This window comes from Butyrivibrio hungatei (assembly GCF_001858005.1).
GTDB lineage: Bacteria > Bacillota > Clostridia > Lachnospirales > Lachnospiraceae > Butyrivibrio > Butyrivibrio hungatei.
The window spans coordinates 1,547,141-1,568,692 of sequence record NZ_CP017831.1 but is presented as its reverse complement, the minus strand read 5'-3'; the positions used below and the strand labels follow the sequence as shown (position 1 = coordinate 1,568,692).

The 21,552-nt window shown below is 36.8% G+C and carries 24 protein-coding genes and 1 pseudogene; all 25 read left to right on the top strand.

Annotated features, from left to right (window positions below; genetic code table 11):
* The first annotated feature begins 18 nt into the window (after positions 1-18).
* The 25 genes and pseudogenes from bhn_RS07415 to yqeK all read left to right on the top strand — a co-directional run bounded on the left by bhn_RS07415 (position 19) and on the right by yqeK (position 21,551).
* Positions 19-2,256, top strand: coding sequence for a DNA gyrase/topoisomerase IV subunit A (locus tag bhn_RS07415; protein WP_071176093.1), 2,238 nt, complete (start codon positions 19-21; stop codon positions 2,254-2,256).
* Positions 2,253-2,810, top strand: a complete 558-nt coding sequence (rsmD, locus tag bhn_RS07410; RefSeq protein ID WP_071176092.1) for a 16S rRNA (guanine(966)-N(2))-methyltransferase RsmD — start codon at positions 2,253-2,255, stop codon at positions 2,808-2,810. Before bhn_RS07415 ends, rsmD begins: the two co-directional genes overlap by 4 nt.
* Complete coding sequence (gene coaD, locus bhn_RS07405) at positions 2,807-3,292, top strand: pantetheine-phosphate adenylyltransferase (protein WP_071176091.1); 486 nt, start codon at positions 2,807-2,809, stop codon at positions 3,290-3,292. Before rsmD ends, coaD begins: the two co-directional genes overlap by 4 nt.
* Before the next feature lie 18 nt (positions 3,293-3,310).
* On the top strand, positions 3,311-4,009 hold the full coding sequence (locus bhn_RS07400; RefSeq protein WP_071176090.1) for an ATPase: 699 nt from the start codon (positions 3,311-3,313) through the stop codon (positions 4,007-4,009).
* Between the two features lie 56 nt (positions 4,010-4,065).
* Entirely contained in the window at positions 4,066-5,115 is a 1,050-nt protein-coding gene (locus tag bhn_RS07395; protein ID WP_071176089.1) for an N-acetylmuramoyl-L-alanine amidase family protein, read from the top strand.
* Between the two features lie 22 nt (positions 5,116-5,137).
* Positions 5,138-5,866 carry a pseudouridine synthase gene (locus tag bhn_RS07390; protein WP_071176088.1) on the top strand — a complete coding sequence of 243 codons (729 nt, stop codon included), beginning with the start codon at positions 5,138-5,140 and terminating at the stop codon, positions 5,864-5,866.
* 3 nt (positions 5,867-5,869) lie between these two features.
* Positions 5,870-6,532, top strand: a complete 663-nt coding sequence (locus tag bhn_RS07385; protein WP_071176087.1) for an HAD family hydrolase — start codon at positions 5,870-5,872, stop codon at positions 6,530-6,532.
* Positions 6,533-6,541: 9 nt separating this feature from the next.
* The gene (locus bhn_RS07380; RefSeq protein WP_071176086.1) at positions 6,542-7,144 is read left to right on the top strand and encodes a hypothetical protein; all 603 of its coding nucleotides are present in this window, start codon (positions 6,542-6,544) and stop codon (positions 7,142-7,144) included.
* A gap of 11 nt (positions 7,145-7,155) precedes the next feature.
* Positions 7,156-8,130: an RluA family pseudouridine synthase gene (locus bhn_RS07375; RefSeq protein WP_071176085.1), complete on the top strand. Its 975-nt coding sequence runs from the start codon at positions 7,156-7,158 to the stop codon at positions 8,128-8,130.
* A 1-nt stretch (position 8,131) separates the two neighbouring features.
* The gene (locus bhn_RS07370) at positions 8,132-8,680 is read left to right on the top strand and encodes a Holliday junction resolvase RecU (RefSeq protein WP_071176084.1); all 549 of its coding nucleotides are present in this window, start codon (positions 8,132-8,134) and stop codon (positions 8,678-8,680) included.
* Between the two features lie 75 nt (positions 8,681-8,755).
* The gene (gene hisZ / locus bhn_RS07365) at positions 8,756-9,868 is read left to right on the top strand and encodes an ATP phosphoribosyltransferase regulatory subunit (RefSeq protein WP_071176083.1); all 1,113 of its coding nucleotides are present in this window, start codon (positions 8,756-8,758) and stop codon (positions 9,866-9,868) included.
* Between the two features lie 11 nt (positions 9,869-9,879).
* Positions 9,880-10,517: pseudogene (gene hisG / locus bhn_RS07360) on the top strand (ATP phosphoribosyltransferase).
* A gap of 1 nt (position 10,518) precedes the next feature.
* Positions 10,519-11,808: a histidinol dehydrogenase gene (hisD, locus tag bhn_RS07355; RefSeq protein ID WP_071176082.1), complete on the top strand. Its 1,290-nt coding sequence runs from the start codon at positions 10,519-10,521 to the stop codon at positions 11,806-11,808.
* 183 nt (positions 11,809-11,991) lie between these two features.
* Positions 11,992-12,582 (top strand): imidazoleglycerol-phosphate dehydratase HisB, encoded by a 591-nt coding sequence (hisB, locus tag bhn_RS07350; protein WP_071176081.1) that lies wholly within the window; start codon positions 11,992-11,994, stop codon positions 12,580-12,582.
* Position 12,583: 1 nt separating this feature from the next.
* The gene (gene hisIE / locus bhn_RS15425; RefSeq protein ID WP_083385819.1) at positions 12,584-13,801 is read left to right on the top strand and encodes a bifunctional phosphoribosyl-AMP cyclohydrolase/phosphoribosyl-ATP diphosphatase HisIE; all 1,218 of its coding nucleotides are present in this window, start codon (positions 12,584-12,586) and stop codon (positions 13,799-13,801) included.
* A 9-nt stretch (positions 13,802-13,810) separates the two neighbouring features.
* Positions 13,811-15,691, top strand: a complete 1,881-nt coding sequence (locus tag bhn_RS07340) for a TIGR03960 family B12-binding radical SAM protein (protein ID WP_071176080.1) — start codon at positions 13,811-13,813, stop codon at positions 15,689-15,691.
* On the top strand, positions 15,684-16,412 hold the full coding sequence (locus bhn_RS07335; protein ID WP_071176079.1) for a TIGR03936 family radical SAM-associated protein: 729 nt from the start codon (positions 15,684-15,686) through the stop codon (positions 16,410-16,412). Before bhn_RS07340 ends, bhn_RS07335 begins: the two co-directional genes overlap by 8 nt.
* Entirely contained in the window at positions 16,405-17,571 is a 1,167-nt protein-coding gene (locus tag bhn_RS07330; RefSeq protein WP_071176078.1) for a ribonuclease E/G, read from the top strand. Before bhn_RS07335 ends, bhn_RS07330 begins: the two co-directional genes overlap by 8 nt.
* A gap of 85 nt (positions 17,572-17,656) precedes the next feature.
* Positions 17,657-17,965, top strand: coding sequence for a 50S ribosomal protein L21 (gene rplU, locus bhn_RS07325; RefSeq protein WP_071176077.1), 309 nt, complete (start codon positions 17,657-17,659; stop codon positions 17,963-17,965).
* A 21-nt stretch (positions 17,966-17,986) separates the two neighbouring features.
* Positions 17,987-18,316, top strand: a complete 330-nt coding sequence (locus bhn_RS07320) for a ribosomal-processing cysteine protease Prp (protein WP_071176076.1) — start codon at positions 17,987-17,989, stop codon at positions 18,314-18,316.
* A gap of 3 nt (positions 18,317-18,319) precedes the next feature.
* Complete coding sequence (gene rpmA / locus bhn_RS07315) at positions 18,320-18,607, top strand: 50S ribosomal protein L27 (protein WP_071176075.1); 288 nt, start codon at positions 18,320-18,322, stop codon at positions 18,605-18,607.
* 69 nt (positions 18,608-18,676) lie between these two features.
* Positions 18,677-20,023, top strand: a complete 1,347-nt coding sequence (gene obgE, locus bhn_RS07310; protein ID WP_071176074.1) for a GTPase ObgE — start codon at positions 18,677-18,679, stop codon at positions 20,021-20,023.
* Positions 20,020-20,331: a ribosome assembly RNA-binding protein YhbY gene (gene yhbY, locus bhn_RS07305; RefSeq protein WP_071176073.1), complete on the top strand. Its 312-nt coding sequence runs from the start codon at positions 20,020-20,022 to the stop codon at positions 20,329-20,331. The genes obgE and yhbY overlap by 4 nt, the downstream gene beginning before the upstream one ends.
* 30 nt (positions 20,332-20,361) lie before the next feature.
* The gene (gene nadD, locus bhn_RS07300; protein WP_071176072.1) at positions 20,362-20,970 is read left to right on the top strand and encodes a nicotinate-nucleotide adenylyltransferase; all 609 of its coding nucleotides are present in this window, start codon (positions 20,362-20,364) and stop codon (positions 20,968-20,970) included.
* Positions 20,967-21,551 (top strand): bis(5'-nucleosyl)-tetraphosphatase (symmetrical) YqeK, encoded by a 585-nt coding sequence (gene yqeK / locus bhn_RS07295; protein WP_071176071.1) that lies wholly within the window; start codon positions 20,967-20,969, stop codon positions 21,549-21,551. The genes nadD and yqeK overlap by 4 nt, the downstream gene beginning before the upstream one ends.
* Position 21,552 lies beyond the last annotated feature (1 nt).

Sequence of the window (21,552 nt, the reverse complement as noted above, 5' to 3'; positions counted from 1 at the left end):
ATACAAAGGATAGATAAAATGGAAGACAGAATTATAAGAACAGAATATTCTGAAATAATGCAAAAATCATTCATCGATTATGCCATGAGTGTTATCGTTGCACGTGCACTTCCTGATATAAGAGATGGTCTTAAGCCCGTTCAGCGTAGAACACTATATGATATGTATGAACTTGGCATCAGATATGACAGACCTTATAGAAAGAGCGCCAGAATCGTCGGTGATACAATGGGTAAATATCATCCTCATGGTGACAGCTCTATCTATGATTGTCTTGTTGTAATGACTCAGGATTTTAAGAAAGCTATTCCACTTGTTGATGGACATGGTAACTTTGGCAACATCGAAGGTGATGGAGCCGCTGCCATGCGTTATACAGAGGCTAGATTATCCAAGATCACTCAGGAGAACTTCCTTGAAGATCTTGATAAGAACGTAGTTGATTTCCTTCCAAACTTTGATGAGACAGAAAAAGAGCCTTCAGTACTTCCTGTTAAGATTCCTAACTTTTTGATCAATGGTTCTGAAGGAATTGCTGTAGGTATGGCAACAAGCACACCTCCTCATAACCTTGCAGAAGTAATTGACGCTGAGATTGCATATATTCAGGATGATACACTTACTACCAAGGACCTGATGAAGTATATCAAAGGACCTGATTTCCCAACTGGCGGCATAGTTATCAATAAGGATGACCTTAGAGAAATCTATGAAACAGGAGTCGGCAAGATCAGGATCAGAGGTAAGGTTGAGACTGAGAAGGGCAAAAACGGTCACATAAATCTTGTTATCACTGAGATTCCTTATACTATGATAGGTATGGGAATTGGTAAGTTCATGGCTGATGTGGCTGAGCTTGCTGAAAAGAAGATAACAAATGACATTATCGATATTTCTAACCAGTCTTCAAAAGAAGGTATCAGAATCGTAATTGAGCTAAAGAAAGATACTGATATTGAGAACTTTACAAACCTTCTTTACAAGAAGACTAAGCTTGAAGATACATTTGGCGTAAACATGCTTGCTATTGACAACGGCAGGCCAGAGACCATGTCTTTAAAAGAGATCATGCGTGCCTGTGCTGACTTCCAGTTTGAAGTAGCAACCAGAAAATATACAACACTTCTCAAAAAGGAACAGGATAAGAAGGAGATTCAAGAAGGCCTCATTAAGGCTTGTAATGTGATCGACCTTGTTATCGAAGTTCTTAGAGGGTCAAAAGACCGCGCCATGGCCAAGAACTGCCTTGTAAATGGCGTTACAGATGGAATTAACTTTAAGTCCAGAGAATCACAGGCAATGGCTGCACAGCTTCTTTTCACAGAGGCTCAGGCAGATGCTATTTTAGAGATGCGTCTCTACAAGCTCATTGGACTTGAACTTGATGCCCTTGTAAAAGAACACGAGCAGACAGTTGCTAATATCTACAGATATGAAGATATCTTAGAGAGCCATGACTCTATGTCAATGGTTATCCAAAATGAGCTACTCAAGATCAAAAAAGAGTATCAGGCACAGAGAAAAACTGTTATCGATAACAGAGAAACTGCTGTATATGAAGAAAAGCCTGTTGAAGAGATCGATGTAGCATTTATCATGGATAAGTTTGGCTATGCCAAGACTATCGATGCTACTACATACGAAAAGAACAAAGAGACTATCGAAGCTGAGTTTAAGTTCTCATTTATCATGAAGAACACAGGTAAGGTATGCTTCTTTACTAATACTGGTAATCTCCATACTGTTAAGGCTATGGATCTTCCTCAGGGTAAGATGAGAGATAAGGGTGTACCTATTGATAATGTAAGTAATTTTGATACCTCCAAGGAAACTATTGTCCTTGCCGCAAGTCAGTCAGACCTTAACCTTTACATGTTGTTATTTACTACTAAAATGTCTATGATGAAAGTAGTAGATGGCGGAGAATTTGATGTTTCAAAGAGAACCGTAGCTGCAACTAAGCTAAGTGACGGCGATGAGGTTGTAAACGTAGAGATCCTTCACACTCAAAAAACAGTGATCTTGCAGTCTAATGAAGGCTATTTCCTTAGATTCTACGTTGAACAGGTTCCTGAGAAAAAGAAAGCCGCTGTAGGTGTACGAGGTATGAGACTTGGAAAGAATGACTTTGTCAGAGATGTCTATTATCTCGATGACATGGAAGAAAAATCCATAGAACACAACGACAAAGAACTTCATCTTGGACACTTAAAAGTAACAAGCAGAGATACAAAAGGAACAAAGGTGAGATTATGAGAGTAATTGCAGGTAGCGCCAGAAGACTTCGTCTTTTGACTCCTGAGGGAAATGATACCAGACCTACACAGGACAGGATCAAAGAAACTTTATTTAATATGATACAGAATGACGTTCCAGGAGCTGTTTTTATCGATCTTTTTGCTGGAAGCGGTGGAATAGGCATTGAAGCTTTATCAAGAGGCGCTTCTAGAGCATATTTTATTGAAAATGCCGCTAAAGCCTATAAATGTATAATGGAAAACCTTAAGACCACTCATTTCGAAGACGTAGCTACTGTATTCAAGCAGGATGTGGTAATTGCTCTTAGAAATATACATGAAAAGGAAGCAGATATCATTTTTATTGATCCTCCATATCAGGCTGGACTTTATGAAAGAACGCTTTCTCAATTATCAAATATGTCTTATGTTACTGAGAACACAATGATCATTCTAGAAAGTGCCGTAGACATGGATTTCTCTTTTGTTTCAGACTATGGTTTTGAAGTTAGAAGAGAAAAAGAGTACAAAACTAACAAACATGTATTTTTGTACAGAAAGGAAAGTCTATGAAAGTAGCAGTATATCCTGGTAGCTTTGATCCAGTCACACTGGGACATTTGGACGTGATACAGCGTGCATCAGCCATGTTTGATAAGGTTGTTGTGGCAGTAATGTGCAATTCCGCCAAAACTCCATTGTTTACCCTTGATGAACGTGTTAAAATGTTAAGAGAGTCCGTAAAAGCTCTTAATAATGTCGAAATAGAATCTTTTGATGGTCTACTTATAGACTATTGCAAAAAAGAAAATATACATATTGTTATAAGGGGACTTCGTGCTATAACTGATTTCGAATATGAACTTCAGATAGCACAGACTAATAAAGAACTTTCGCATAATATGGTAGATACTGTATTTTTAACAACCAGCATTAAGTATTCTTATCTTAGTAGCTCTGTTGTTAAAGAAATAGCCAGCTATAACGGTGATATTTCGCCATGTGTTTCTGATTTTGTGGCAGATGCGCTGTACAAAAAATATGGTTTTAGATAAAACTACGGGGGTAATAAAATGACCAGCAGGATTGAACAACTTATTGATGAGATCGAAACATATATCGATAATTGTAAGCCTCAGCCTCTTTCTCAGACCAAGATCATAGTAAATAAAGAGGAAATTGATGAGCTTTTAAGAGAGCTTAGGAGTAAAACTCCTGAAGAGATCAAGAAGTATCAGAAGATCATCAGTAATAAAGAAGCTATCTTGAATGACGCAAGAAAGAAAGCTGAAGAGATCGTAGATCAGGCAACTATCAAGACAAACAAGCTTATTAATGAGCATGAGATCATGCAGCAGGCCTATGCTCAGGCCAACGAAGTAGTTTCTCAGGCTGCGATGCAGGCAAAAGAGATTCTTGATAACGCTATGATCGAAGCTAATAACATGAAAGCTTCAGCTGTACAGTATACAGATCAGTTACTTGCAGGTGTTGAGGATGTTATTTCTCAGTCAATTGATGCAACCAGCAAGAACACTGATGATATTATTGATTCCATCAAGCTTCACAGCGTTGAGATGGTCAAGAATATCAGCCAGAGCAATGACAGCATTCTTTCAGCTCTTACTCAGTATAGTGAAGTGATCAAGTCAAACAGAGCTGATCTCAAGATGCCGGAAGCTTCAAGTCAGACGCCATCTCCAGAGCCACAGGCTGTACAAGAGGCTGGAATCACTGAACAGGAAGCACTTAATCTAGATATGATCAATTAAGAAAACATTAAGCTGCCGCTTTTATGCGACAGCTTATTTTGAAAAAGGGGATATAAATGAAAAAAGTTTTAGTTTCTTTTGCTATTATTATGAGTTTATTCTCATTTCTATTTTTACCAAGCTTTACTATCAAAACTGAAGCTGCAAATAAGCCTGTTGTGATCGTTATCGATCCAGGCCATGGCGGAACCGGTGATAGAAATCTTGGCGCACAGTACAACGGCTTTTCTGAAAAAGATCTTACGTTAAAAGTTGCTAATGCAATGAAAGCAGAGCTTGAAAAGTACGATAATGTAACTGTTTATCTTACCAGAACTACTGATGGCTTTATTTCTCTCGAGGACAGAGCAGCATTTGCTAAAAGTGTAAACGCAGATTTTGTTTACAGCATTCATTTCAATGCTTCTACAGAGCATAATTTCTATGGTTCAGAAGTCTGGACTTCAGCTTTTGGATCGTTTTATCAGGCTGGTTACGATTTCGGCCAGATTGAATCAGGTGAACTATCTACACTTGGCCTTTATCAAAAAGGCGTTAAATCAAAGCTTGGCAGCACTGGAAAAGACTACTACGGTATCATCAGAGCAAGCGTAGCAAGAAACATTCCTTGTGTAATCATTGAACATGCTTACCTTGACCATGGATATGATCTTCCTTTATTGAAACAGGCTGATTTTACAAGTAAACTTGGAGTATGTGATGCAACAGCAGTTGCAAAATATTTTAAATTAACTTCTAGTTCTACTGGAATTGATTATTCAGGTTATAAGTTTACATCAGTTAAAAAGCCTGGTGCACCTGTAAGACAGGATCTTACCGATCCAGATTACTGCAATATTTCTGTGATTTCTTATGACAAATCATCAAGAAATGCACTTGTACAAATGTCTACAAAGGATAGTCAGAGCCCTATAATCTATTTTGCCTACAGCTATGACGGAGGAAAGACATTCTCATACCTTCAGATGTGGGATAGAACTCAGGAAACACAATCCTTTAATGTGAATATTCCAAAGAGCGTTACAAATCCTATTATTGTGTGCAGGGCCTATAATAACTTTGAACTGTTCACACAAAGTGCTCCAGCTGTAGTTCCTGGCTACTAATGATTGATAGAAAGAGTATAAATTGAGATTAGATAAATTCCTTGGTGATCATAATATTGGCACCAGAAAACAAATTAAAGAATACGTAAAAAACGGAAGATGTAAAGTAAATGGCGTAGCTGTCACGAAGTCTGATACTCATATTAATGAAAACGTCGACGAAATCTCTTTTGATGAGATCCCCCTTACATATTCTAAGTTTCATTATTTTATGCTTTATAAGCCTCAAGGCGTTGTTTCTGCAACAACAGATGGCAAAAACAAGACTGTTCTTGATCTTTTAAAGAATGAAAATGTTAAGGGATTGAATCCTGCAGGAAGATTAGATATAGATACTGAAGGATTACTTCTTTTAACTGATGATGGAGGGCTCATTCACAAACTTCTTTCTCCAAAGAAGCATGTAGATAAGACCTATGAAGTCCATCTAAGAAAAGAACTTTCAGATGAAGATATCAGATTATTGGAGGATGGAATCGATATTGGAGATACCAGGGACGATGGAACTCCATATCTTACGCTTCCTGCCAAGATCATAAAACAAGAAAAAGATGGTGAGGGGCGACCTGTCATTCATCTTATAATTCATGAAGGAAGATTTCATCAGGTCAAGCGAATGCTTGAAGCAGTTGGAAATAAGGTTGAATTTCTTAAAAGAATCACCTTTGGTCCTCTTGTACTGGATGAAGGCTTAAGTCCTTCTGAATACAGACCATTGAACGAAAAAGAATTAAAAGAATTAGGATTATAAAATATGGTTAATTTATGCCTTGATGATTATGAAGCTGTAATATTTGATCTTGATGGTTCATTAGTTGATTCCATGTGGATGTGGGAAGCCATTGATCAAGAATATCTAACAGGCTTTGGGATAACACCACCTAAGACATTACAGCAGGATATAGGTGGCAGAAGTTTTATAGAAACAGCGCAGTATTTTAAAGAAAGATTTGGAATTAAAGATTCCATTGAAAAGATTGGCGATGATTGGAATAAAATGGCCTGGGATAAGTACACTAATGAAGTCCCACTAAAGGATGGAGCATTTTCTTTTATTAAAGCATGTATAGCTAAGGGCTTAAAGCTTGGAATTGCTTCTAGTAATTCCACGGAGCTTATTGAACAGGTTTTGGGATCTCACAACATAAAAGATATGTTTGGAAGTATCAAATCAGGAACAGAAGTGTTAAAGGGTAAGCCTGCACCTGACGTTTATCTTGAAGTTTCAAATGAACTGTCTGTGGCTCCAGAAAAATGTCTGGTGTTTGAGGATCTTGTGGATGGCATCAAAGCAGGTAAGAGTGCAGGTATGACTGTAATTGCTGTCAGCGATGATTATTCAAGACATAGCGATGATGCCAAAAAAGACCTGTCTGACTACTATATTGAGGACTACAATGATATCGTTCTTGAGTAAGGGGAATTTATGAAAAAAGTTTACAAAGGCGAATTTGGATATATTGAAAACAATAGAAAAAAAGCAATTATCAGAACTGCTATATTTCTGACGATAGTACTATTGCTTTTTTTTACTGGTTTAATCTTAAAGCACACGCAAAAAAATGTATTTAGCATTTTAGCAGCTCTTTTTTGCCTTCCTACTGGATGGAGCGGCGTTAATATGATAATGTTCCTTAAGGCTAAAGGCTGTTCAAAGGAAGACTATGATGAAATTGAGGCTCATAAAGGAGACCTCTTGATCCATTATGATCACATTATCACATCATATGAAAAGAACTATTATGTAATGGCATCAACTGTTCTTGATAAAAATATCTGTTGCTATACATCAGATAAGGACATGGATACTTCTGACTGCGAAAAACACATCAAAAAGATGATGGCTGGCAGCGGATATTCCAGCTATAGCATAAAGATTTTTGATGACCTTAAGAGTTTTTGTGACAGACTTGATCAGCTTGAGAAGCTTCGCGCTGATAAGGGAATTGATCCTCAAAAGATTGAGGATTCTTGGGAAAACGGAACAGTTGAAACTCCTGCAGGAGTTCTTTTATCCATATCTTTATAACAGGTTTTTATATGAAAGAAATAATCATTGATAATAATCAGTTAGATAAGCGGCTGGATAGCTTTCTTAAGGGTTATCTTCCAAATGCATCTGGCGGATTTATTTACAAAATGCTTAGAAAAAAGAATATAACTCTGAACGATAAAAAGGCTCAGGGCACTGAAAAGTTAAAGCTAGGAGATTCCATTAAGATTTTTTTTGCTGATGAAACTTTAGAAAAATTTATGGGTAAAGAATCAGGAGCTTTCGAGCCAACTATATCTTTTGACTACAAAAAGCTTGGAGTAGAGGTTATATACGAAGATTCAAATATTGTTCTTTTATCTAAGCCAGCAGGTCTTTTAACCCAAAAGGCCCAGCCTAAGGATATAAGCTTAAATGACTATCTTATAGAGTACCTTATTGACACAGGTGCAATAACAAAAAAGTCCCTTGAAACCTATAAACCATCTGTCTGCAACAGACTAGACAGAAACACCAGCGGACTGGTAATATGCGCTAAGACCCTTGCTGGTGCAAGGTGTATGAACAGACTTTTAAAGGAGCGAAACCTCGATAAATACTATAGGACAATAGTAGAGGGTAAGCTGTCAGATAGCTTTATGTTAAAAGGTTATCTGACCAAGGATGAAAAGAAAAATAAGGTTGAGATCACTAGTGAGCCTATAAATAGTGATTCAGATTATATCGAAACAGAATATGTGCCGCTTGAATATTTAAGCGATAGGAATCTGACAGTAATTGAAGTTAAACTTATAACTGGTAAGCCTCATCAGATCAGAGCGCATTTATCAAGCATAGGCCATCCTATCATTGGAGATATCAAGTACGGCGGACATAAAATAGCAGGGTTAAATTATCAGCTGCTTCATAGTTACAGGATCAAATTTCCTAATGATCTTCCTGAAGAATTTATGTATCTTGCAGGAAAAGAGTATATTTCAAAACTTCCAACTGCTTTTGAGAAAGTACTCGGAAAGGGGTAAGATGCCTACTTGGAAATCAAGAGGTTTAAGAGGTTCAACTTTAGAAGAACTCATAAATAGGACCAATGAAAGATATCTTGAGCAGAACCTTGCTCTTATCCAGAAGATACCTACTCCAATAACTCCTATTAATATTGATAAGGAGTCTCGTCATATTACTCTGGCTTATTTTGATCAAAAAAGTACAGTCGATTACATAGGTGTAGTTCAAGGCATTCCTGTTTGTTTTGATGCAAAGGAATGCGCAACTACAACCTTTACTTTAGAAAACATCCATCCTCATCAGGTTACATTCATGGAAAACTTTGAAAAACAGGATGGTATCGCTTTTTTTCTTATTTATTTCACAAGTTTAAATGAATTTTATTATCTGCCCTTTAGAAAGCTAAAAGAGTTTTGGGATAGAGCAGAAAATGGCGGAAGAAAGAGCTTTAGACATGATGAGCTCGATCCATCATACATAATATCGTCAAAGAGCCTTAATGGTATTCTTGTTCCCTACTTAGAATCAATACAAAAAGATTTGGATGACAGAGAAACTTTGGTTTGACATTGGATGATTCGAATGTTAAACTCTTTAATATGATACCCAATTAGCACTGTACCACATTAAAGTGAGGTTGATATGAACAAGGTCTTATTGCATACACCTGATGGTGTTAGAGATATCTATGGAAGAGAGTGCAGCGACAGAAATATTGTCCGCGACAAGATCCATAGAGTAATAAAGAGTTACGGATATCAGGATATAGATACTCCTACATTTGAATTTTTTGATGTATTTGCGGAAGAGATAAATGCTTCTGATGCAAAGGAACTATTTAAGTTCTTTGATAAAGATGGAAATACGCTTGTACTTAGACCAGACTTTACTCCATCTATTGCAAGATGTGCATCAAAGGTAATGCTTGAAAACAAAGAACCAGTGAGGGTTTGTTATCAGGGTAAAGCCTATCTTAATACATCAAGTCTTCAGGGAAAGCTTAAAGAAAACCGAAACATCGGCATTGAGTTCATGAATGAAAACAGTGTCTATGCAGATGCTGAAGTCATATCTCTTTTGATAGAGTCCCTCAAAGCTACAGGTCTTTCAGATTTCCAGATCAGCATTGGCGACGCTGATTACTACAAAGGATTATGCGAAGAAGCTGGTATCGATGATGATACTGAACGAGATATCAGAGAACAGATTACAGGCAAGAACTACTTTGCAGCTGAGAATATCATGGTTTCAAGGGGCGTTCCTGAAAAATACAAGGATCTCATCCTAAAGGTATCTGAATTTATTGGCTCAGATGATGCATTAGATAAAGCTCAAAGTCAGGTTACAAATGAAAGGTCCCTAAGCTCTATCAAGAGATTAAAAGAGCTTTATAAGGTTCTTACAATGTATGGTGTTGAGAAGTACATTTCTTTTGACCTTAGTATGCTAAGTAAATTCAATTATTACACAGGTGTCATATTTAGTGCCTATACCTACGGCGTTGGAGATGCTATAGCTAAGGGCGGAAGATATGATAATCTTCTTGGAAAATATGGTAAGGATGCACCAGCAATTGGTTTTTCAATTGTACTTGACGATCTGATGTCTGCTTTATATAGGCAGAGCTGTGATCTGGAGCATGAAAGCGAGGCAACTGTCATTGAATTTAATGATGATTCTTTCAAAGATGCTCTAAGTAAAGCAAATGATCTTAGAAATAAAGGTCAAAACGTTGTCCTTAAATGCACAAAGTAATTGGAGGCCCTATGAGATATCTTACATTTGCACTTGGAAAGGGAAGACTTGTAGATTCTACAATGGAACTTTTAAATAAGTGCGGTATCAAATGTGATGAAATATTAGATAAAAAACAAGAAAACTGATCTTTACAAACGAAGAGCTTGGTCTTAAATTCTTCCTTGCAAAAGGTCCTGACGTCCCAACATATGTAGAATATGGAGCAGCTGATATTGGTATAGTCGGCGCTGACACAATCCTTGAAGAAAACAGAAGAGTATATGAAGTACTTGATCTTGGCTTTGGAAAGTGCAGAATGTGCGTATGTGGACCAAAAGAAGCCAAAAAGCTCTTAGAGCATCGAGAGATGATAAGAGTTGCCAGCAAATATCCAAATATAGCCAAAGACTATTTCTTTAACCAAAAGCATCAGACTGTAGACATAATCAAATTAAACGGTTCAGTAGAGCTTGGACCTATCGTCAATTTATCTGATGTGATCGTAGATATTGTAGAGACTGGTTCTACACTAAGAGAAAACGGATTAGAGGTATTAGAAGAAATCTGTCCATTATCTGCAAGAATGATCGTAAACCAGGTTAGTATGCAGATGGAAACAGATAGAATTCGCAAACTCATCAATGCTATGAAGGAGAATCTAGATTAAAATGCAGACCCTTAGATTAAATACAGAAACTAAAAAAGAACTACTTGGTAATCTTCTTGGTAGAAATACCGGAAGTTACTCTGAATATGAAAAAACAGTCAATGATATAATAGACAATATAAGAGCAAATGGAGATTCTGCTCTTTTTGATTACACTTTGAAGTTTGATAAATGCTCTTTAACAAAAGATACTGTTAAAGTAACCCGCAGTGAAATAGAAGAAGCGTATAAAGAGCTTAGCCCTGAATTTATCGAAGTTATGAAGAAAAGCGCTGAAAACATCAGAGTTTTTCACGAGAAGCAAAAGAGAAACAGTTGGATAGAAACAAATGAAAATGGAAGCATCTTAGGCCAGAGAATACTTCCCATAGAAATATCCGGAATATATGTTCCTGGCGGAAAGGCTGCTTATCCATCAAGTGTACTTATGAATGTAGTTCCTGCAAAGGTTGCCTGCGTTGAAAGAATCGTAATGTGCACACCACCTTCAAAAGATGGGAAAGTCAATGCCGGAACGTTGGTAGCTGCAGATATTGCAGGAGTAACTGAAGTCTATAAAGTAGGCGGAGCACAGGCTATTGCAGCTATGGCTTTCGGAACGGAATCAATTCCTAAGGTTGATAAGATCACAGGCCCTGGAAACATCTTCGTTGCCCTTGCCAAAAAGGCATGTTTTGGCTATGTTTCAATTGATTCAATTGCAGGCCCAAGTGAGATCCTTGTAATTGCAGATGAAACAGCGAATCCTAGATATGTTGCCGCTGACCTTTTATCTCAAGCTGAGCACGACGAGCTTGCATCAGCAATCCTTATTACAACTTCTGAAGAAGTAGCTAAAAAGGTAAAGGAAGAGATTGAAGGCTTTTTAAAGACATTATCTCGAGCAGATATCATTAGAAAATCTCTTGATAATTATGGCTATATCTTTATTGCTGATAATATGCAGGATATGATCGATGCAGCAAATGCAATTGCATCTGAACACCTTGAGATCATTACCAAAAATCCTTTTGAGACCATGACCAAAATTAAAAATGCAGGTGCTATTTTTCTTGGCGAGTATTCATCAGAACCTTTGGGAGATTATTATGCTGGTCCAAATCATATTTTACCCACAAACAGAACGGCAAGATTTTTCTCACCACTAAATGTTGATGACTTCCTTAAGAAAACAAGTATTATTTCATATTCAGAAGATGCGCTAAGAAAAGTTCATAATGATATAGAACTTTTTGCAAAAGAAGAAGGCTTAACAGCGCATGCAAACTCAATCGCAGTACGATTTGAATAAATAATTACATTGGTTATTATATTGACCACTATGGTTAATTCCGATAAGTAAAGATTGTAATTGTATAAAATTGTATAATTATTGCAAGTTAACTTTCTAAATTAACTATAAATTGCAAGTAATGAATTAAAGTTCTTTGTTTTCATGCTATATGTTGAAGATTTATAAAAGGAGACACTATTTATGGGAAGCAGAACTGCAACTGTTGCAAGAAACACGAAAGAAACTAAAATTACAGTTTCCATTAACATTGATGGTACTGGAAAATCCGAAATAAATACAGGTATTGGTTTTTTTGATCATATGCTTGAAGGATTTGCAAAACATGGCTTATTTGATCTAAAAGTGGCCGTTGAAGGCGATCTTAATGTTGACGGACACCACACAGTTGAAGATACCGGAATAGTTCTTGGTCAGGCAATCATGCAGGCTATAGGCGACAAAAAAGGAATTAAGCGCTATGGCAATATGATCCTTCCTATGGATGAAAGCCTTGTCTTAAGCGCTATTGACCTCTGCGGCAGACCATATTTTGTTATGGATGCTGAATTTTCAAGTCCAATGGTTGGAGATTTCGACACTCAGCTTGTGCGTGAGTTTTTCTATGCTCTTTCTTATTCTGCTATGATGAACATTCACCTTCGTGTCATAACTGGAATAAATGATCACCACAAGATAGAAGCTATGTTCAAAGCATTTGCCAAGTCTTTAGATGAGGCAACAACCATCGATCCTAGGATCACAGACGTACTTAGCACAAAAGGAGCACTATAATATGTCAAAGATATATAAAATTCTGCCATGCATTTATCTTTATAATGGCAAAGTAGTTAATTCCTTAAATGATAAAAATGTCATTGATAATGACCCTTTAGCATATGCAAAAAGGCTTAATGAGCTTAATGTAAATGACATTTTAGTCTATGATATGTCCGAAGGTATGACAGATGCAGATCACGAGAAAGCTCTTGATATCATAAAGGATATCTGCAACGCTTCTGACGCATCAATAATAGGTACTGGAAATATAAAGCGCATGGAAGATGTTAAAAAACTCTTATATGCTGGTTGCCAGAAGGTTGCTATTAGCTATATAGATAAAAAGAATCAGGATATATTAGCTGAAGTTTCCGATAAGTTTGGAGCAAATAAGATTTTTGCCCTATATTCAGATGTTTCAATTATTTCTGAATGCAAAGATGAATTAACTTCTTATGTTTCAGAACTCCTTTATTTTTCTGATAAAGAGGATGATCTTGGAAAAAATACTCTTGATCTTCCTATAAATTTAGTAGTTAGTAATTTTAAAGATGACGCAGCATCTTATGAGGCATCAATCAAAAAAGCTGGACTTGAGTTCTTTTCTATGAAACCTAGTTTTAAGTGGGATGAACTTAAGAAAAACTCTGATGGTCTGATTCCTGTAATCGTTCAGGACTATAAAACAGATGAAGTTTTGATGCTGGCATATATGAACGAAGAGGCTTATAATAAAACTCTCGAAACAGGAAAGATGACATATTTCAGCAGAAGCCGAAACGAGCTCTGGATAAAGGGAGAAACAAGCTCTCATTACCAGTATGTTAAATCTTTGTATGCTGACTGTGACCTTGATACTATACTTGCCAAGGTCAAGCAGATAGGAGCTGCTTGTCACACTGGCAAATACTCATGCTTCTTTAATGAGATAGCTAAAAAGGATTATGTCGAAAAGAATCCCCAGAAGATCCTTCAAAATGTTTTTGACGTAATAAATGACAGAAAGGTTAATCCTAGGGAAGGCTCTTATACAAATTATCTTTTTGACAAAGGAATTGATAAGATCCTTAAAAAAGTCGGCGAAGAAGCAACAGAGATAGTTATTGCAGCCAAAAATCCAAATAGCAATGAAGTAGTTTACGAAATGTCCGATTTCCTGTATCATATGATGGTCCTTATGGCTGAAAAAAATGTCAGCTGGGAGGATATAACTAGTGAACTAGCAAGACGATAAGGAAATGGTATGAATTATAATTTAGCTTTATCCGATGAGATCTTATTAGATCTTGAGAAACCAGAAAGATACATTGGAAACGAAGTCAACAGCGTAACTAAAGATAAGAATGCTGTTGATATCAGATTTGCAATGTGTTTTCCGGATGTTTACGAGATTGGTATGTCTCATCTTGGTATTCAGATTTTGTATGGAATGTTTAATTCTTATGATGATGTTTGGTGTGAAAGAGTCTATTCTCCATGGGTAGACGCTGACAAAACCTTCAGAGAAAAGGACATTCCTCTTTTTGCGCTTGAATCTCAGGATCCGATCAAGGGTTTTGATTTCCTGGGATTTACTATCCAGTATGAGATGTGCTATACAAACATCTTGCAGATACTAGATCTTTCAAAGATTCCTCTTTTATCAAAGGATAGAACATGGGACGATCCTATTGTAATTGGTGGTGGCCCATGTACCTATAATGCTGAGCCAATCGCAGACTTTTTTGATATTTTCTATATAGGTGAAGGTGAGACCAAGTATAGAGAACTTTTTGATCTGTACAAGAAATGCAAAAAAGAAAATATGTCTCGTATAGACTTTCTTCATGAGTGTGCCAAGCTCTCCGGTATCTATGTGCCTGCATTCTATGATGTACAGTATAAGGAAGATGGCACGATAGCCTCAATGAAGCCTATCTATGATGATATTCCAAGTGTTATTAAAAAGGAAATGTGTCTTGACCTTTCAGAGACTTTTTATCCTACAAAGCCGGTCGTTCCTTATATCAAGATTACTCAGGACAGAGTGGTACTTGAGATTATGAGAGGGTGCATCCGTGGATGTAGATTTTGCCAGGCTGGGCAGCTTTATAAACCTTTAAGAGAAAAAGATGTTGAGCATCTAAAAGAACTAGCTCTCGAAGCATTAAAAAACACAGGTTATGAAGAAATATCACTTAGTTCCTTAAGTTCGAGTGATTATTCAAAGCTTCCTGAACTTATTGATTTCCTCATCAAGAACTGTAGTGAAAAGAAAGTAAACATTTCTTTACCATCACTTAGAATCGATGCTTTCTCTCTTGATGTTATGAGTAAAGTTCAGGATGTTAAAAAGAGTAGCTTGACCTTTGCCCCTGAAGCTGGTACTCAGAGAATGAGAAACGTAATAAATAAGGGACTTACTGAGGAAGATATCTTAAGAGGTTCACATGAGGCATTCTTGGGCGGTTGGAATAAAGTTAAGCTTTACTTTATGCTTGGACTTCCTACAGAAACCGATGAAGATATCTACGGCATCGGTGATATAGCCAATAAAGTAGCTGTAGAATACTTTGAAACCGTGCCAAAGGAAAAGAGAAACGGAAGAACAATTGATATTGTTGCAAGTACTTCATTCTTTGTTCCAAAGCCATTCACTCCTTTCCAATGGGCTAGAATGAACACAAAAGAAGAATTCCTTGATAAGGCAAACAAGACTAGAAAAGGTATTATGTCACAGCTCAATCAGAAACACATAAAGTATAACTGGCATGAAGCTGACGCTAGTATGATGGAAGGCGTTCTTGCAAGAGGAGACAGAAAACTTTGCAAAGTTATTCTTAAAGCATATGAAAAAGGCTGCATATTTGATGCCTGGGGTGAATACTTCAAGTTTGATACTTGGATGGAAGCCTTTGAGGAATGCGGCGTTGATCCATTCTTCTATACAACAAGAGAAAGAAAAGATGATGAGATTTTCCCTTGGGATATCTTAAATTGTGGTGTAACCAAAGAATTCCTCCTTCGCGAATGGAAGAATGCTTTAGCTGGAAATAAATCTTTTAACTGCAGACAGTCTTGTCTTGGCTGCGGAGCTGCTTCTTACGGAGTAGGTGTATGTAAGGAGGGCAGAACAAATGCATAAATTAAGACTTAAATTTTCAAAGACCGGTCCTATCAAATTTGTTGGTCACCTTGATATAATGAGGTATTTCCAAAAGGCCATAAGAAGAGCTGAAGTAGATATCAAGTATTCTGAAGGCTTTAGCCCTCATCAGCTTCTTTCTTTTGCACAGCCACTTAGTGTTGGCGCTACAAGTGATGGCGAATACCTTGATATGACTGTTAATTCAATGGTTTCAACAACAGATGTTATGAATAGACTTAACTCTGTTATGAACGAAGGAATCAAAATCCTCGCTGTAGAAGAGCTTAACGAGCATTCAGCTAAGGCTATGACTGATACCTATGCCGCTAAATATGTATTATCCTTTAGGCCAAATTCCAAGCCTGATTTTGATTGGATCGCCGAAATGGAAAAGTATCTAAGTGGTGATAAGCTTCCTGCCATGAAAAAGACAAAAAGTGGCATGAAAGAGATCGATATGAAGCCTATGATCTTTGCTCATGAGTTTGATGAAAAAGAGCAAACAGGAACTTTTCTTCTTAGCATGAGTAGCTTAGAAACACTAAAACCTACACTTTTATTTGGTGCTTTCTTTGAAAGCATTGGTAAGGAATTTAGCACTTCATCTTTAAATATTCACAGAGTTGATATCTACAAACTTGTTGATAATGGCGACAGACGCTACATTGAGCCATTTATAACAAATGATATGAATGAAAGGTTTTATTTAAATGGCTGAGATAATAATCTCAAAATATATGAATACTCCAGTGGTTACAGCTTTTATAGATGGCAAACTGGAGTATTTGTCATTTGTGAGAGAAAGTAAACTTAATAATATCTATGTAGGACGAGTAGATCATATTGTAAAAAATATTGATGCTGCATTTATTAAGTACCACGAAGATGAGATTGGTTATCTGTCTTTAAAAGGAATAAATGAAGACTGCGTCCTTAATAGAAAGCTCGAAGGAAGCTCTTTAAAATGCGGCGATATGGTCGTGGTACAGATGAGTGCTGAACCTGTTAAGACCAAAAAGCCTAAATTTACAACAAATATCTCGGTTTCAGGTAAGTACACTGCTGTTACTCTTGGTAAAAAAGGCGTTGGAGCATCTCTCAAACTTAATGATGTAGTCAGAAAGAAAATAGTAGAGAATGTACGCGACTCATTTAATGAACTTGTAGATTCAATGAATATGATAGGTGACGCTGGTCTTATTATTAGAACCTCAGCATGTGATCTAGATGAAGCCCATATAAAAGAAGAGGTCTTAAATGATGCCAAGGTCAATCTGATAAAGATTCAGGATATACTCAAAGAAGGAAATACTAGAACCTGCGGGACACTACTAGATTCCTCAAACAACAAAGATTCCCTAGAATCAAACATAGATAATACAAAAGCTTTTTTAAGATCAAGAAATATTACGGAATATAAAGTTATAGAAGATAGCGGCATTCATGGCATTAGATCCAAAATTGATGAACTAAGGCAAAAGAAGGTCTGGCTTAAAAGCGGAGCTTATCTGATAATTGAGCAGCTTGAAAGCTTTAATGCTATCGATGTTAATACTGGTAAGGCTATTAACGGTAAAAACAATATTATAGAAAAGGTAAACTTAGAAGCTGCTGAAGAGATAATAAGGCAGATACGATTGAGAAATCTCACAGGAATGATCCTTATAGATTTCATCAATATGAAAGAAAAAGATAAGAACGAGACCCTAATATCAAAGGTTGTAAGTTTGGCAAGACTTGAACAGGTACATACTGCATTCATCGATATTACAGGCCTTGGAATAATGGAATTAACAAGAAATAAAAACGATAAAACATTAAAAGAAATATTAGAAGATGTTGAAAATAGTGTTGACAACAGTAAACATCAGTGTTAATATATCATGGTATGCCGCATAACTAGGCATAAGTGGGTTTATCCCCGCCAAAGTTAGCGAGTTTTTATGAAGAAGGAGGTAACTTATGTACGCAATTATTGTAACTGGTGGTAAGCAGTACAAAGTTTCCGAGGGCGATGAAATCAAAGTTGAGAAGCTTGATGTTGAGCCTGGAAAAAAGGTAACATTCGATAATGTTATCGCAGTAAATGATGACAAGGCACTTAAGGTTGCTGGTGACGTTAGCGGAGCAAAGGTTTCTGCTACAGTTGTTGAGCAGGGTCGTGCTAAGAAGGTTGTTGTTTACAAGTACAAGAGAAAGACTGGCTATCATAAGAAGAACGGTCACAGACAGCCATTCACTCTCGTTAAGATTGACAAGATCTCAATGTAATTATTAACAAACGGAATATAAATGACTACTATAACTATTACAAAATCATCTAATGATACATATAAATGTATTGAATGTAATGGGCATGCAGGATTTGCTGAGTATGGCGAGGATATCGTTTGTGCTGCAGTTTCAGTTTTGACCATTAACCTGATCAATTCCATTGAAAAGTTTACTGACGATGAGATTGATCTTGAACAAGATGAAGATAAAGGTATTATCAGATTGAAGTTTAGAAATGAACCAGGTTCTGATTCAGATCTGCTTCTTAAATCTTTTGAATTAGGAGTAAGCAGTATATTCCAGCAATATGGTAAGAAGTTTTTGAACATTAAATTTAGGAGGGAATAAGTCATGATGAATATGAACCTTCAATTTTTTGCTCACAAGAAGGGTGTAGGATCTACTAAGAACGGTAGAGACTCAGAGTCAAAGAGACTTGGAGCAAAAAGAGCTGACGGACAATTCGTAAAGGCCGGTAATATTTTATACAGACAGCGTGGAACACACATTCATCCTGGTGTAAATGTAGGCATCGGTAAAGATGATACATTATACGCACTTGTTGATGGTGTTCTTAGATTTGAGCGTAAGGGCAGAGATAAAAAGCAGGCTAGCGTTCATCCTGTAGAGAATAAGTAATTATTGCAAAAACGGGCTTCAAACACATAATGTTTGGAGCCTTTTTTAAACGAAACTTGAGGTGTGATCATGCCAGTTTTTGTTGATAAGGCGAAAATTTTTATACAAAGTGGTAAGGGCGGAGATGGACATATCTCTTTTAGAAGAGAAAAGTATGTACCAAACGGTGGCCCAGACGGCGGCGACGGTGGTAAAGGCGGCGACGTTATTTTTGTAGTGGATGAAGGAATCAATACTCTTTCAGACTTTCACTACGGTGGTAAATATAAAGCTGAAAACGGTGAAGATGGAAATAAGAGACGCTGCCATGGAAAAAATGGAGCTGATCTTTATATAAAGGTTCCTGAAGGAACAGTCATAAAAGAAGCTAATTCAGGCAAAGTTATTGCTGATATGAGTGGTGATAACAGGGAAGCTGTTATTTTAAAAGGCGGTAAGGGCGGAAATGGAAATATGCATTATGCTACATCTACAATGCAGGCTCCTAAATATGCTCAGCCTGGCCAGCCAGCTATCAGTCTTGAAGTCATGCTTGAACTTAAGGTGATTGCTGATGTCGGACTTGTTGGATTTCCAAATGTTGGTAAATCTACCTTTTTATCAAAGGTTTCTAATGCTAAGCCAAAGATTGCAAATTACCATTTCACAACACTTTCTCCAATGCTTGGAGTTGTTGATCTTGCAGATGCAAGAGGATTTGTAGTTGCTGATATTCCAGGACTTATTGAAGGTGCTTCAGAAGGTGCTGGACTTGGACATGAATTCTTAAGGCATGTAGAAAGAACCAGGATGATGATCCATGTAGTTGATGCAGCTTCTACAGAAGGTAGAGATCCAATAGAAGATATTGAAGCAATCAACGAAGAATTAAAGAATTATAATGCTGATATTTCAAAGAAGCCTCAGGTAATTGCAGCAAACAAGATAGATATGCTTCCTGATGGTGAAAATGATGAGATGATCCAGAAGATAAAGGACAAGTACGAACCTTTGGGCGTTAAAGTATTTGCCACATCTACCCTTACTGGAAAAGGCATACAGGAACTGTTATACTATGTAAGTAGGACCCTTTCTGAAATGCCAGAACAGAAGGTAGTATTTGAGCAGGAATTCTTCCCTGAAACAATGGCTCGTGAAAATGACGAAGCTTATTCAGTATTTTACGATGATGAAACATCAGAGTACGTTATTGAAGGTCCTAAGATTGAGAAGATGCTTGGATACACTAATCTTGAATCAGAAAAAGGATTTGCATTCTTCCAGAAATTCCTTGCTGATAATGGTATTCTCGATGAACTTGAAAAGCTCCATATTGGAGAAGGTGATACAGTTAGAATGTATGGCTATAGTTTCGAATATTATAGAAATGCAGACACTCAGCCTGTATATGATGATGAAGAGGAAACAAACGAATGACTTTAACTAGTAAGCAACGCGCATATTTAAAGAGTCTTGCATCTGAATTAGAACCAGTATTTCAGATTGGTAAGGCAACAGTTACACCAGAAATAATTGAAGCAATCTCTGAAACCTTCAATACTCATGAGCTTGTAAAGATAACAGTTCTCAAGAACTGCACAGAGGATGTTACAAACGCAGCTATTAAGGTATCTGAAAGGACACGTTCAGAGCTTGTCCAGGTAATTGGCAGAAAGTTTGTATTATACAAGCCTTTCAAAGATGAACCAAAGATAATTCTTCCAAAGGCAAAAAAAGAAAAATAATCTTATCATTAAATAAATGGAGGTTATTATATGGAACATAGGAGAATCGGAATATTAGGTGGTACTTTTGATCCTATTCATAATGCTCATTTACTACTAGGTGAATCTGCCAGAGAACAATTTAATCTCGACAGAGTCATTTTTATTCCCAATAATCTAGCTCATCTCCCTAACAGAACGGAGATCACTCCAGGAGATGTTCGTTATCAGATGGTCAAGATGGCCATAAGTGATAACCCATATTTTACATGCTCCAGAATAGAAATTGATAAACCTGAAGGAACATATACATACAATACCATTCAGGAATTAAAAGTCATGTATCCAGGAGATGAGCTTTACCTTATTCTTGGCGGAGACTCAATCATTGGAATAGACACATGGTATAGAGCAAAAGATCTTTTGACTTCTTGCACAATACTTGCTGCTGTAAGAGAAGATGATGATCTTGCTGCTCTAGATAAAAAGAGAAATGAACTTAAAAAGATCTACAATGCAGATATCAGACTTCTGAAATTTAACAGAATTGATATTTCTGCAACTGAGATACGTCAGCGCATTCGTTCAGGAAGATCCGTAAGATATATGCTTCCTGATGAAGTAGTTGAATTTTTGTGTATAAAGGGCTTATACAAATGAAGACATTGGAAATATCACAAAAGCTCAGAAAAGAACTGGCTAAAGAACTTAAGCCAGATAGGTTTGATCATACTCTTGGCGTAGCTTATACAGCTGCAAGCATGGCAATGGTACATGGTGCCAATGTAGAAAAAGCATTAGTTGCCGGAATGCTTCATGACTGCGCAAAATGTATGTCTCATGAAGAACAGCTAAATATATGTGAAAAAAATCATATAGAAGTATCAGAAGTTGAGAAGAAAAATCATTCCTTACTTCATGCTAAAGTTGGAATGTACTTAGCTCGTACCAAATATGATGTATATGATACAGAAATATTAAATGCTATCAGATGGCATACTACCGGAAAAGAAGATATGTCACTTCTTGAAAAAATCGTCTATATAGCAGATTTTATCGAGCCAAATAGGAAGCCTCTTGAGGGTATGGACGAAATCAGAAAAGAAGCATTTACTGATCTCGATAGGTGCCTAGCACATATTCTTCATGATTCAGTTGTATATCTTAACACTATTGGCAAAGAATGCGATGATGCGACTATGAATGCGTATCATTTTTACAAAAAATACTATCAAATTTGAG